Origin of the sequence: Agrilactobacillus composti DSM 18527 = JCM 14202 (assembly GCF_001436375.1) — a bacterium.
Lineage (GTDB): Bacteria > Bacillota > Bacilli > Lactobacillales > Lactobacillaceae > Agrilactobacillus > Agrilactobacillus composti.
In genome coordinates, this window is record NZ_AZGA01000088.1 from 350,507 (window position 1) to 365,928 (window position 15,422).

The following is a 15,422-nucleotide window of genomic DNA, read 5'->3' on the forward strand; positions in this document are numbered from 1 at the left end:
AATTATATTCTCCTCTAATTCGTCAATGTATAGGCCTGAACGGCTTCCGTAATAAATGTGTCTAATTGTTGTTTGACCTTGCGGCGTTCGCCGAACTTAAGACCACTTTTTCCCAGCTGACTCATGATTTCATGCCCATTTAAGTGGCCGTAAAAATTAAAATCGGTTAATTGCTCCGCGACAAACTCCACTGGTATATCATGCTTTTTAGCAAAGTCAGCCATGGCTAATTTTTGGCTATAGTCTAAAAAGTTATTCAATTCTGCCGAGACATCAGCTCTTGGCTGTAATTTTGGAATAATCTGGTCCAAGAAACGTTCCAGTAGCGCTGCTTTTGACTTCAAATCATCGTTATCAGCGTTATGCAATAACCGTTTGATTTTGTTGGTGTCTTCTTCACGCCCAGTTGGGGTACTTAAATCAATAGTGTTGATCAAATTCAAAATGTAGGTCACATCGATTTTATCGGTTTGTAGTAGTTCAATTTCAAAATCGATATTTTCCAGGATGGAATCTTTATCTCCAGGATTTTTCTTTATACGGCGATAGGCTTCATAATATTTGCCCCGATAATCTTCCATCTTTTGAGCATTGAATGCCGGGGCAAAGTCGTCCCATTGAAACTCGTCGTATACTCGAATTTGGTTATATAGCCGTAAAACATCGCGGAAATCTAAGACAAATTTTTCTAAAGCCTTGTCACCTTGGCTGTACAATTGGTCAATACTGGCCAAGTCCGGGGCGGTTTCTTGCAGTGACGCAATCGCACCATCTAACTTACCCTTTAAAGCAGCGTAAGTCGGCGCAAAAATAACAGCTGGATCATCATCTGAAAATAGGGCCACGGCTTGATCCGTAGCCTGCTTCAGATTGCGATAAACCACAATATTGCCAAAGGGTTTCTCTTTTTTCTCCACCCGATTGGTCCGAGAATATGCTTGAATCAACCCATGCCACTCCAGATTCTTGTCCACATAAAGCGTGGATAGTCTCGGTGAATCAAAGCCGGTTAAGAACATATTGACGACAATTAAAATGTCAATATTATCCTCTGGGGTTTGATCGTTATGAGCCTTCATGCGTTTGGAAACATCCCCGAAGTAGTCTTGGAAATGGTCTGTAGAAAATGACGTATGATACTTGGCGTTATAGTCCTCAATAACTGTGTCCAACCCATGGCGGGAAGTCTGGTCGCCTTTGTTCTTATCTTGATAAGCTTCGTTGTCCTCTTCATTGGCCACCCACGTATAGATAGTGGTGACATTTATATTTCGGTCCCCCATCAAGACCTTAAACAGTTCATAATATTTCAACGCTATCCGAGTACTGGGTACCGTGAAAATAGCGTTATAGTGGCGCTGCTTGGAAATTTGTTCGTGTTTTTCCAGAATATGGTCGACGATACGGTGCAGGCGGTCTTCGCTTTCAAAGGCTGCTTGGGTATCAATCCCCTTGACCAGTCGATCGGTCCCCCGCTCGTCACCTTTTTTAATGGTGTTCATATACTGAACGGCGAACCCTAGAACGTTATGGTCCCTAATGGCATCTTTAATGAGATATTTATGCAAACATTTCCCATATAAGTCCGCTGTTGTCCGGTCCTTAGCACCCTTGTTTTCGGTGAAAATAGGCGTCCCGGTAAAGCCAAAGTGCTGGGCGTTTTGGAACCAGCGATTCACGTTGCGGCGCATTTCGCCGAACTGGCTACGGTGGGCCTCATCTTCAATAAAGGCAATCGGTTTGTCGTGATAAGCCGTTAAATCGGCCTTATAACGGTCACTTTTGACCGCCTGATTTAATTTCTGAATCGTGGTCACAATCAAATGGTTGTCTTGACGCTTCAATTGCTGCACCAAGTTATAAGTGCTGGTGGTCATATCCAGGGCAGGTTCCCCAGATGTCGTTTCTGGTAAATAAGCGTTAAAGTTTTTAGCGGTTTGCACATCCAAATCGGCCCGGTCAATTAAGAAGATGACTTTTTCAACGGCTGTTTTTTGAGCCAGTAACTGACTGGTCTTAAAAGCGGTGATTGTTTTACCAGAGCCAGTTGTGTGCCAAACATACGCGTTTTCTCCAGGATGGTCTTTCGCCTGTTTTAAAATTGCCTCGGTGGCAAAGATTTGATAGGGCCGCATGATCAACATGCGTTTATTGACGCTGTCAAAAATTGAATAGTTGGCAATTAAACTATGAAATCGGCTCTGTTCAAAAAAGCTGGCACTAAATGCATCCAAATCATTGAGCCAGTTGTTGTTGACGTCAGTCCAATAAAACAAAAAACTAGAATTTAGCGGTCCATCCCCATTGGCAAAATACCTGGTCTCATTGCCATTTGAAATCACATAGAGTTGAATGGTGCGCAATAGTTTCGCGAAGGGCACAGATTCATCCCGATACCGAATAATTTGATGAAAAGCTTCAGTAAAGTCTTTGCCTTTACGCTTTAATTCAATTTGCGTCACTGGCAAGCCGTTCAATAGGATAAGCACGTCATAACGATTTTCGTGCTTCCCACTGGTAATGGTCATTTGATGGGTCACTTCAAAAATATTGTTTTCTGGTTTAACACCATCAAAGAACTCCAAATAAAGGTTGGTGTTGTCATCCCGTTGAATCACGATCTTGCCATAGGGTTGCGTATCCGATCCCCGCAAAAGTTGAGCCACTTGATAGTGGGTTTTCGATCCAATCAATTCATTGAATACAGCCTTAAACTCGCGGTCGCTTAAGTTACGTCCCTTTAGACGTGCTTGATTGCGTTGATTTAAAATATCGCGAAAATGATTCAGCAACGCTGTCTCATCTGGAATAGCTATGTACTGGTAGCCCTGCGTTTGGAGCTTTTTTATTAAATGGTCCTCCAATTGTGCTTCAGATTGATACTGATCTGCCATCTCAATGCCCCCAATATGACAAATTAAGCCAGTTTATTTTTAATCATATCATGTTAAGTATTGCTATGAAAGCACATTGCCGTACTCATTACAATATCCATTAACAATTATTAAAAAGGGCGAGCCTTATCCTGGGCTCCTCAAAATGCCAGTCATTCTCAAATTTATAATTAAAAGATTTATGACATCTATTCCTTTCTAAAAATAAACCCCAAGATGATTAGACTAATGACCCATGTAAACGGTCTTACATAACTTTCCAAAGTAGCCCAAATAAACATGATGTAGAATCTTGGAAAAATTAGCATACTCAATATGATAAGACCAAAAATAATCATCGCTGCAATAGCATCATTTTCATCCTTATTAGGTTCTTTATTAGGTTCTGTACTTGGTTCTGTACTTGGTTCTTCATTAGAACTTTCGTTAGACATTAACGTGCTTCCCCAATTTAAATTTATGTAAGTCTTCAATAACGACAAAATTCATCAATTTTTTTGTTTCAAAATTACCAGCTTGATTGGCAACTATCACTAAAGTTATGAAAAGGGTTATTTTCTAAAGATTCCGATTCAAAAACCTAAACCATGCACCACCAATTGACCAATAAATCATTACAAAAATCATAATGCCTAATAATCTAAGACGGTAAAATTCCATACCGCCCCCTACGATCAGAATTAAATATATCCCACCAAGCAGGCCTATCAAAAAAATGATTTGAGATAACAACTTTGAAATAAATAACATTTTTGCCCTCCCTATTAATTAATGATAATATTTTCATTTTCCTTGAAAAATTACAGAAATTGCTCTATCTATGATTTGCAATTACATAGAAAACATACTTAATTTTACCACACGATTGTACATCAACATGTACAATCACATAGATATTGCCAAAATAGATTGAATACTCTGTATATCTAAATTTAAATCTTCTGGATAATTTTCTCAAGAATATGGCCGATAAATCGTTCAAATAGAAATGGAAAAGCTCTAAGATCTTCAATCGGTTCAAAGAAAAGTATCCAGACGAGTAAAAGAGAAAACTTCATCATCAGGATTAGTCAAAATTTTTTACGATTCGTTATTCTTGACTTACCTGCACCAATCTAATATGATTTTGCTGTATTGAATATCATGATAGTCCAATATTTAGTGATATATTTTGTCAAAAAAGCTTAACGCGTAAGATATTTTGACAAATATAATGTAATCGGTTTCTTAGTTGGGGTGATGCATTATTCTAAATTATTTTTTGTTATTTTTTCTAAGTTGCAATATATTTTTTTAATTATATCCATAAATTTTATTATTTTAAGCATTCGATTTGGTAGATTAAAAACTGAATGCTGTCATATCGCTCATTAAAGCCTGGGGAGGTCAATTTTAATGAAGAAAATATTCAATATTCTGGGAATTCTTGGATTGAGTGCCCTTTTATTAGTGGTGCCCAGCCATAAAGTGTCTGCCGCAATCACCGGGCCAGGCTATACCCCAACTGAAGTCAATAATCAAAATCTGTCCACCAAAATTGCCAGCAACGGGATGGTGCTGTTGCAAAACAACGCCCAACAAAATGGTGCAGCATCCCTACCTATTTCCAAAAACAGTCGCATCGCCCTTTTCGGTTCCGGCTCTTATGGCACCTATAAGGGTGGTTCCGGTTCAGGGGATGTGAACGTGTCTCATGTCACCAGTATTTTAGAGGGCCTTAAAAACGCCAATTATAATGTGGTGACGTCCAGCTACTTAAGTGCCCAACAGGCCGACTACAATAATCAGGCCGCTTGGTATAAAGCCACGGCTGGTTTGATTCCTTTCTCGGGGAATTTTCAGTATCAAGATCCGTTGATTAATGACCTGACTTTCCTCACAAATAGTGCCGATACGGGTATCTACGTTATTTCCAGATCTTCTGGAGAAGGATACGATCGGACCACGAAAGCTGGGGATTACCAACTCACCAGCAATGAAATGAACAATATCATCAATATGTCCAATCACTATAAGAATAGTGTCGTCCTATTGAATGTGGGCGGCCCCATTGATACTAGTTTCGTCACCCAAGCCCCCAACCTTAAGAGTGTAGTTTTGGTTTCCCAAGGGGGCCAAAATGTGGGGACCGCAGTGGCCAACATTTTAAGCGGTGCCGTGAATCCTTCCGGCCATCTGACGGATACCTGGGCTAAAAGTTATAGTGATTACCCAACTTCTGGCACCTTTGCCAACAACGATGGTAATACCAATAACGAAAATTACGCAGAAGGTATCTATGTGGGCTATCGCTACTTTGACAGCTATAACATCGCCCCACGCTACCCATTTGGTTTTGGGTTGACGTATACCAAATTTGCCATGGATACCACCAGTGTGAACGTGGACAAGGATATCGTCAGCATGAATGTCAACGTGACCAATACCGGTAAAACCGCCGGCCGCCAAACGGTCCAAGTCTACCTTTCCAGTCCAAAGGGGGCTATCCCCACGGCCTTCCAAGATTTAGCGGGCTTTGCCAAGACCGGGCAATTGGCACCTGGGGCGTCCCAAAATGTCAAAATTGAATTCTCTTTGAAGAACCTAGCCGCGTATGACGTGGCCAGCGCGGCTTATAAATTACAAGCCGGTGACTATATCCTGCGGGTGGGAGATTCCTCTAGAAATACCGCGGTGGCCGGGGTCTTGAACTTGGATAAGACAGTCATTACCAATCAATTAGCCAACGAAGGTGCGCCAACTGTTGACCCGACCACCCTCAAAGGCAGTGACAATATGTATACACCGGATAACCAAGCCGCCCAATTGAGTACGGCCCCACAATTTACCGTGGATGCCAACAGCTTACAAGACTTAAATAATCATGCCAGCACTTACAGTGGTGAAAGTACCCCAATTTATGTGAACAATGATCAAAGCGCTGCAGACCTACGAGCTAAGGCACCGAATCAAAAAATCGAGGTGGTGGATCCTAGCAATAACGCCACTTTAAAAGATGTCTATGACAAGAAAATCAGTATGAATCAATTCGTCGCTGGCTTAACTACCACTGAGCTGGCCCGCATCGTAGAAGGCAACGTGGACTTTGCCACCCAAGCTGGTCTGGAAGCCTTCGTGAACCAAATTGGCTTGGGGGTCATTGGTGGTGCGGCCACCAAAGTCCCTGGCGCTGCCGGTCAAACGACGGATCGTCTCCTCAATAAGAAGGTCCCGATCATCGTCAGCTCTGATGGCCCTGCCGGTTTACGCTTGCCGAAGAAATCCACGGTGAACGGTGTTGATTATTACAACAATGCTACCGCTTGGCCCATTGGTACTTTAGTGGCCCAGACTTGGGATGTGAATGACATTTACAGCATGGGCCAAGGCACGGCCAAAGAAATGAAGGATTTTGGCATCACCACCTGGTTGACTCCAGGGATGAACATCCATCGCGATCCTTTAAACGGTCGGAACTTTGAATACTTCTCTGAAGATCCCTTGGTATCTGGGTTAATGGCCACCGCAGAAACCCGCGGCGTCCAAACCACACCTGGTATTGGGGTGGCCGTGAAACACTTTGCCGCCAACAGCCAAGAATCTAATCGCATGGGCATGAATGCTAGTATCGGCGAACAAGCCCTGCGGCAAATTTACCTGCGGGGTTTTGAAATTGCCATTAAAGGCTCCCAACCACAATTTGTCATGTCTTCTTATAACAAGGTGAATGGTCAGTATGTTTCTAGTAGCTATGATCTCTTAACCGACGTTTTAAGGGGTGAATGGGGTTATCAAGGCACCGTTATGTCCGACTGGGATAATATTCAAACTATGTCTACCCCACAAAATTCTGTCTACGCGGGCAATGATTTGATTATGCCTGGGGGTTCGCAAATCCTTTTGGAACCGGCTGCTAACAATTCCCCACAGACACTAGCTGCTTTGCAAAACGCCGCTAAACACGTGTTAACGACTATCATGAATAGTGATCAATTTGCCAATGAATCTAATGTCACTGTTAAATCATATACGCCAAGTAATCTCAGTACCACACTTAAAATCAATGGTAAGAGCTGGTAAGTTTTTTTATAAAGCCATTGCAGGGAGGCAATTGTCTTGAAATATTTCAATCAATTCAAAATTTTATCACTGACCCTATTGGCGCTGAGCATTGCCGCGCCGGCCACGACAGCATTGAACGCAGCATTCTCCACGGAACCAGCTGTGGTTCAAGCAGCAACCACCGATCAACAATTGAATGGCCAATATAACATCAATCCCATTACCATTACCTTACCTTCAGGAACGGCGATTTATAAGGACCCCAATGCTAGCAATTTTGAATCAAACATAACTGCCGAGCAAATCATTCAAATCAAGTATCTCAATATTGTGAATGGTCAGATTTTTGCGGTACGCTATACCACTTTTGGCTGGTTGAATGAGCCTTACGATCACTGGGCCAAATATGCGGGATTAAGCAGCGAAATTGGCAACACCTCACTATCCTTCTCCTATGCCCTGCCATTATTTAGCCTAGATAACAATACGACTTGGACGTCAGAGACTGGGAACATTCATCCCGGAACTGGTGTGCAACTGGCGGTGGACGGCTTCACCGTGGATGCCACTGGGACGATCGTCAGCTACACCGGCATCAGCAATAACACCCGTTATAGCGTGGCTGCTGACGCAATGCGGACTGGCTCGGCCACACCGGTCAGCAGTTTACATGAAGACAGCAATGTGCCAGCTAACTTGGCCGTAGTGATTCCGAAATCCACCAGTGGTGCTTTGATTTATAGCGATATGCAAACCACGCAGCCCATCAATGCCAAAATTTTGACCAATCAAAAAGTTATTGGCTTGGTCCGGGATGCCAGTAACCAAATCGTCGCTTATAAAATTGATCAAGATCAGTATCTCAACGCCAATGATGTGACCACACCAGAAGTTGATACCAATCAAAACGCCGATATCACTTTCAATATTTTACCGGCGGGGACCAAAGTTTATTCCAATAATAAGGCCGCTATCGTTTATAGCGACCCCACTACAACCACGGATACTGGCACTCAGCTAAGCACCAGCTACAATAGCTGGAACGCCACCCGTTATGCCACCGATAAAAATGGTCAAATCCTAGCTTATGAATTAGGTACGAATCAATGGGTCAAGGCCGCCGACTTGACCACCACTAATTCTGACAGTTCTAATCCCACGGTGACTGGGAATGTGACTATCTCACTTCTGAATCAGACCCATCTTTATTCTTATTACAAGCCTGCCGTTATTTACACGGATCCAACGGTAACAACGGCTTCCGGTGCGCGCCTGAGCACTTGGGTCAATGAATGGCATGCTGCCAGAGTTGCTAAAGACAGCAATGGAGTTGCTGTTGCCTATGAATTAGGCAAAAACCAATGGGTCAAGGCTGCTGATCTAAATCAGTCTGCCCCGCAAGGTGGGGTCTTTGACACCACTGGCGGTACCCCGCTTTATGACCTAAATGGCAATGTCACGGGTTCTATTCCTGATAGCGGGCGCTATCAAGTCTTTGCCGTGGCCTATATCAACGGTCAACAATTTGTCAAAATTGGCACAGACAATCAATGGATCGCCGCTGCCACCGGGGATTATTATCCTGTTTAATAGCCTCATTTACTAACTAATACGCACGTCAAAAAAACTGAAGGTTCCTGGACAATGTGACTGTCTGGGGGCCTTCAGTTTTTATGTGGCGTTCGTCGCTACTCACCTGATGTTAAATTTGGAAAGCGTTCTTTGAATTGTAGAATATCTACGGGATAAGTAACTTTTTGAAAACCATTGGGTGTCACAATTGGCCCATTGAACAACGCTCGGCCCTTACTTAGTTGTGACAATTGCCGCACCATGTCTTTGCTGGCATTGGCATCAGAGGTAATCAACTTGGCAATGCGCTGGGTTTGGTCTTCTGGCGGTAAGAAATGCAATTGAACGGCCGTGTTCCAAATCGCCCCAGTATCATCTTTAATACTAGCAACAGACTGGGTGGCAAAAATACCGGACCAGCCGAATTTACGACCTTCCTTAAGAATCTTAACAGTGGGCGCATCATCAGAAAAACTCAAATTTTGAACTTCATCTAAGAAAACCGGTAACGGTTGTTGTTCTGAACCGTAGATTTCCGAATACTTAAACAAATCCCAAAGTAAAAACTCAATGATGGCCGAGGTGATATTTTGTTGGTAACCGGTCAGTTGAATTACCATCACATCCCCGTTGTTGTTAAAGTATTGCCCCCAGTTAAAGGGTTCTTGGGGATAAGTAAATAACTTGCGTTTTAAAAATGGCTGCATGCGCCCATAAATTTTATCCGCAGGACTTTTGGCATCATCGGCCGTGAGTTGTTTTCTCAAGTGCTCAAAAGTATATTCAGCCCCATACTGGTCATAGCCAGCTTCAATAATGTCATTTAAGACACTGCGCTGTTGTTCCCCAAACTGGAACACATAATCCAATACTTGCACGACTCGCTCCACCATATCAATAGGTTCTTCATCCATCAAGCCGGCACCCGGGATATTAATTTTATCCAGGTGAAATGGGTTGATGGGCACACCGGACATTCTCACAGAAACAGTGTGCAATTTATCCCCCATCAACTGGATAAAGTCTGGATCCAGCTGACTAGTTAAATAACTATTGGTATAATCAATGACCAAACTGGAAATACCCTTTTTTGAAAGTTCTGCCAAAAGATTCTGCATGAAATATGTTTTACCCTGGCCAGATTTACCCGTGACCAGCATATGACGGTTAGCTAATTGGGGATTGCCATACGCCCAATTAATAATTTGCTGGCCACCGCTGATTTTACCAATTGGAATTTCAATATCAGCTGGGGTGGTAGTGGCGGTATCCTGAGATGCAGCCGCTGCCGTCCCTGCTTCAACGGCCTCTGGAACTTCGTGTTCATCCCCCTCAGACTCAACTGTACCCCAGACCGGAGTGTCTTCATGAAGCGTCATATTATCATCAGTGTCGGTTGTTGAGAAGCCATCTGAGTCTAGCTCAGCCGACTCAGCCGGCGCATTTGCGGTCCCAGTGGTCCAATAAGGTACAGATGTCTTGTTCTCAGCAGGCTTTACTGGCGATAAATCCGGTTTTGGTGCTGGTATCAACCAATCAGGTGCTTCTTCTGACGCACTGGCAACAGTCTGATTATTTAAATCAAAGCCAGCAGATCCGTTTTGAATATTGGCCACAACGGTGACTAAAGGTTGGGCCGGAATACTGTAGGCATCAGATTCTGGGACTTCCACCTTGGCAATGGTCAGCCCGTTATCCAGGGTATCCGTGTGAATCCGTCGGAAGGGCTTATCCGCTGCCAAACTAAAGACAAAACCATTCCCAAATTCTTGAAATTCATTATCAAAGTGTAAGGGTTCATTGCGTAAGCGAATCAAGTTGTCGGTAATGATGCTAGGGTCTTGAATAGCTTGATCCTGGGCTTGCAATTTCTCAAAGTTATCTAAGAAAATATCCAAGAAGAAGTTACGATAAAACTTATTGGTGAAATTCTGTTCTGAAATAACAAACTCCCGAAAAATTCCAATGGTGTGCTGAATTTGTTCATTGGCTTTTTGTAAAACACTATTAGCATTTTGGCCGACTTTCACCTCTGCTGGCAATAAATGTACCTGAATTTCCTCTTCATCGGTGACTTCAATGCCCATTAACAACAAATCATCACTAGTTGAGCCATATTGATGCAAATTGCTAGCACTGAACAAGCCATTTTTACCATTGAGCCCAGCATTGCCTGAAACGCGCAGGATTTCTTCCATGCTAATGGGAACCCAATAAGTATGCTCGCTATGCAACAAACCTAACAAGTGTTTATAAGCCGCTAGAATACTTAATTTTTCCCGAATCGTTTTACTGGTCTGGGTGGATTTCAAAATTTTCAGGAGCCAAACGCCATTCAACAGGTTAAAGGCATTGATAATTTGGGCTAAACCCGCCTCGTCTGGCTTGATAAAATCAATATCTCGTTGGGTGGCAATATCGTTTAAAGTTTCCCGAATGATCATATTGTACCGCTCAACCCGCTTGGTGACAGTGATGGAGCGATAATCAGTGTTGCCTTCATGGCCAGAATAATGGATCACATAGAGATCTTGGATGGCATCAAAGCGCTTGATATCTAGCCTTGGATCCATAAAAACGACCCAATCACTCCTAGCAAAATCACTCGCAAGATCTTGATCATCAATATTTGGGACATAATTCACGATGGTCTGATTGGCATTAAATTGATCATCCCTGGTTCTGGTGGCTGCCAATAAGGCATTCCAATCGCTGAAGAAGTTGATAATTGGCCGGGTTTTCGCCTGGGTATCCCCCTGTAGACCAAAACCAGTGCCCAAATTATTGACCTGGGTATATTTTGTCGTGGCCAGCAAGCCGTTCATGGCATAATTGCTTAATAAATTATTGGCATCAATGCTATTGGGACTTGGTGCGGGTAGAAATTGGTAGAAGCTAATATGATAATCCTGATCTTGGGCTAACCTGTCATAAACAAATATGCTTTCTTGTAATGTGGTAATAATATCTCGAGCTGAAAATTGATTGGTAAGTTTGCTGGGAAGCGAGTTACCATACAACGCTTCAAACTGGTCTTTGATACTCAAGGCATAGAAGTCCTGGAAAATCGCCGTTATATCGGCAGTGACGTCATCGCCCGATTGATCGTCAAAATATAATTCAATGGGGTGCAAGTCACTTAGGGTTTCTAGGGTTAACATCTCATCCAGTAAATAATCAAGTACACCTCTTAACACGGGTTGGGCATTACCAAAATTACGAAAAGCGATATGTAACGCAAATTTAGGATTAATGGCCATTAGAAAGGCAAAATTGTCGGTAAAATCCTTTAGCCGATGGCAGACAATATTTTGCGTGTCATTATTGGTGACGGCTTGGTTGAGAGGAATAAATTTCAACCAGCGGGGTAAAGCATCATCGTAACTGGCCGCCAATAGTTGCCCATCATTTTGAATAAAGGGTATTAGGCCCGCTGGATTCAAAGTCCGCATAATACCACGATTCAAAGCATCCCCAGCAACTGTCTGATCTAGAGCTTGGGTATATTGCAACAATGCCGGCGCCAAGGGGGTGTAATAGACTGTATCCCCGGCGGTGATGGTGCCCAACTTCGTTAAGTTTTGAACCTCTGGATCTAAGGCTTGATCTTGGGGCAGTTGCGCTAAAGTAGCCGTAATGACTTTTATATAGTCGGTCACTGTTTGATCAAGCTGTTCATCTTGGGGATTGGAGAGACTTGGCAATGTGTGAGCATCTTGAAAGGCGCTGCGTAAAGCCGCCATGGCATCTACGACAGCACTTGGTAAAGGAAACTCTAAAGCAGTTAATTCTGACCCGACAGCCGTAGCACTGAAACAAGGACTAGCCAAAAGCTGTTTTTCCCAAGCAATAAATTGTTGTTGATTCTTATTGGGATACACTGTTACGGTATCAATACTGAGTTTTTGAGGCACATCGAAGGTAATACTACTATCGGCAGTTTGCCGGGCCAATTCAATATCCAGAGCCGTCTTTGGTAGTTTTTCCGTCACTTCGTCCATAAATTGCGCTGGTAAGATAAAGTCTTGATACTGTAACGCAAAACCCAAGGTATCCGTATCGGTATGATATTGAAATTCAGAAAAATCATAGCGTTTGTCTGCGGCCATGGGTAGTGGTTGGACCAAATCTTCATCGGAATCAATGGGGATGGTCTGCACGTTTTCAGCTTGGTCATAGGAAAAATCCAATAAATCAGCGGCCCCATGGAGTTGGAGCAGGGGTTGTTGCTTGAGCAATTGAATCGAAAAACGGGATTTGACAGTCTGCAACATCGCCGGCTTTAATTTAGAGACGAGTATGCGGAAAATCGTCTTACTACCGGTAATATCCCCCCGTTGAAATACCAACTCAACCCCCAAGAGGCCCCTGGAAAATGGCGGGATCTGCACTTCAACTTTTTTACCTTTGACTTGGTGGGTTAAAGCCGACCCAGTGTCAGTATTGGCAATCCGCTTTTTCGGAGTAAAGTCACTTTCCTTTAAGGGGCTGTCAAAGGGCAAAATAAAGGTCGTTGGCACACCGGCTGTTTCAGTAGCGTTTGGTGCCACAAAGACCAAAAGGTTATGGGTCCGCGCTTTTAAGCTCTTTTTCTTGGGTGTTTCATCTTCCAAGCGATCCCAAACAGTCACCCCCACCTGGGCGGTTGCCTTAGCGGCTTCCTGGTCGAACCTGGGAAATTCGCGACGTTGCTGTCTTTTCTCCGACAATGCCTTTATGATTGGATCAAAGTTGGCAGTCATCCAATCCTCTCCAGTTAAGACACTTTTTGTTGAATTGTTTAAAGCTGGAACATATTCAGCAAGCGCATCACTGATGCCGGGGCGATTGTGCATATCGGAGATTTCTGAAAATGCCGTCCGGTTTTCACGAATACGATCATCGATTTGACCAGCGTCATTGATCGTTTTCAAGGTATGGTCCGCAAACATCCCTAAGTTAGGATAATCGGAATCGGCAATCGTACCGTTGTTTAGAATCGTAAATACATATTTAAAGTCCATAATATCGTAGGTAACGTCTTTGTTCTCCTGAAATTGCTGCAGGATCAAATTCAAAATTTGACGCTCAGATTGACTTAACGGATTGGTCGTGTCGCTAATTTTATTTTGGATCTCTACTAATAAGCCATGACTGTTAAAGGGCCCATCTTCACTGCTAATATCCATAGCCCCACCATTAATCGAATCTAAGACATTATCTGAGATAAAAATAATAGCGGTATTTTCCCAAATACCCTTTTGCTCGGCCACTCGGTTTCGCAGGGTCACCAAAAAGTCCGGCTGAGTCTGGACATCCGTTTTCACAATAACAATGTTGACCTTAGGTGTTTTATGGGGGAGCCGAATGACTTTAGCTGTAAAATTCAAATGATCCCGTTGCATGGGAAAGTCAATGATCAACTGATCCGCATTTGCGGGTAAATCCGCAATGGCAGTCACGAAACCATCCACTTGCTCTTGGGTATCTAACATTAAGAAATAACGGTTACCTGGCAAAATTTCATTTTGATTGACCCAATTCAAAAAATGCGTTGCTAAAAAACTATAATATTGGTTTGACATATTGCGCATCCCCACTATCGCTCATTTTTTCCAACAAATTCTTTTCATCCAACTTCGCAGCTAACAAGTTTTGCGAAGCAATGTCCAGATAGATGTTACGGTTATTTAATTCTTGGATGACCTGTTTCAACAGCATCTTGTGATCGCCCACGATCACCGCAACCAGAACCAATAAGAGTTCATCATCTAAACTAAAGGTTTTACCGATTCGCCCACGGCTCTTGGTAAAGAACAGGTCGCCAATTTCTTCAAAACTCTTGGTGAACCGGGACATCGGTTCATCAGCTTCATCTTGAATCAATATTTTCCGCAATTGCTCAATATGTTGGGCCAAGTCGCCAGCTTCTTCATAAGTGACGGGGTGGTTCTTCCGGGTCTGGTAATCACGCATAAAGACCAGTAATAATCTATCCAATTCAACTTGCTCATTTGGGGACAAAGCATAAATATCCTGTAAAAACAAATAGTCTTCTTCATGTCCCAGTAGAACATTTAAATAATCCAACACATCATTATCCACTAGCAGATACCGGGCTGATTTGTGCAAACTCCTAAAACTGCTGGCTGCCCGGCGGCTCTGGGATAAATGTTCATCAGCTAACGCGTAATAAGCGTGAAAATGCGTGGCATCTTTGGCACTGCGCCCAATGGTGGCGATTGCCTTGATGACATAGGCAAAATAATAAAATGCAAAAAAATACTCAATATGGCTCATGAAAAAGCCCGGATTAGCCGTGATGTTCTTTAAATCATGATTGAAATAGGATTGTAATTCAGCATGGTCCACGAAGTAAAACCGCTGTGGCGCACTATTCTCCGGAGTCAAGGCTCTTAAATGGTCGAATATCAACACTTCATATGGATTTTTGGGCACAAAACTGTCCAAGAAGTTTAACCAAGTCTCATTTTCCGTAAGTTGAAATAATTGAGTTAAAAATTGGGCAATGGCAATCTCCCCCACCTGCTCCTTGCCCTTAGACAAAGGGGCGTAGCGAATAAGTTTAGGGACTTGCAACTGATTGATGGCAGTTTTTGAAAAAAGCCGTGCGACGACAGCAGGTTGCACGGTTGTTGTCTGCAATTCAGCAGTAATACCATCAAGTTCTACCGGCGAGCTGTTCTCATCAAGCGTATTTTTAACAGCGTAGGATTCACAGATCCGCCCAATCGCCCCCACAACTGGCGTAAAGCCCAGCTTGAACTTCGCCCGCTCCGGATTACGGGTAAAGAAAGGCAATAATTTATAATAAAAGTTGTGTTTATAAATAAAGTCACCATTCTCCCGGGTGATTTTAGCCTGAATTATTCATTCATGATTTGAGTTGCACTTATTGAACCGGTTTAACGTGTA

The 15,422-nt window shown here is 43.1% G+C and carries 6 protein-coding genes; 2 read left to right on the forward strand and 4 right to left on the reverse strand.

The features are described 5' to 3' along the window. Positions 1-14: 14 nt before the first annotated feature. Both FC83_RS16775 and FC83_RS16780 read right to left on the reverse strand, forming a co-directional pair. The gene (locus FC83_RS16775) at positions 15-2,894 is read right to left on the reverse strand and encodes a type I restriction endonuclease subunit R (RefSeq protein ID WP_057003062.1); all 2,880 of its coding nucleotides are present in this window, start codon (positions 2,892-2,894) and stop codon (positions 15-17) included. A gap of 188 nt (positions 2,895-3,082) precedes the next feature. Continuing rightward, complete coding sequence (locus FC83_RS16780) at positions 3,083-3,328, reverse strand: hypothetical protein (RefSeq protein WP_035450560.1); 246 nt, start codon at positions 3,326-3,328, stop codon at positions 3,083-3,085. A gap of 961 nt (positions 3,329-4,289) precedes the next feature. Between FC83_RS16780 and FC83_RS16790 the strand changes: the two genes are divergently transcribed. Beyond that, a complete protein-coding gene (locus FC83_RS16790; protein WP_057003063.1) occupies positions 4,290-6,953 on the forward strand; it encodes a glycoside hydrolase family 3 protein in 2,664 nt (887 codons plus the stop codon). 36 nt (positions 6,954-6,989) lie between these two features. Further along, on the forward strand, positions 6,990-8,525 hold the full coding sequence (locus FC83_RS16795; protein ID WP_035450556.1) for a hypothetical protein: 1,536 nt from the start codon (positions 6,990-6,992) through the stop codon (positions 8,523-8,525). Between the two features lie 98 nt (positions 8,526-8,623). Here the strand turns inward: FC83_RS16795 and FC83_RS16800 are convergent, their stop codons facing one another. Next, entirely contained in the window at positions 8,624-14,071 is a 5,448-nt protein-coding gene (locus tag FC83_RS16800) for an ATP-binding protein (protein WP_035450554.1), read from the reverse strand. Continuing rightward, complete coding sequence (gene dptG, locus FC83_RS16805; protein ID WP_057003064.1) at positions 14,052-15,308, reverse strand: DNA phosphorothioation-dependent restriction protein DptG; 1,257 nt, start codon at positions 15,306-15,308, stop codon at positions 14,052-14,054. The genes FC83_RS16800 and dptG overlap by 20 nt, the downstream gene beginning before the upstream one ends. Positions 15,309-15,422 lie beyond the last annotated feature (114 nt).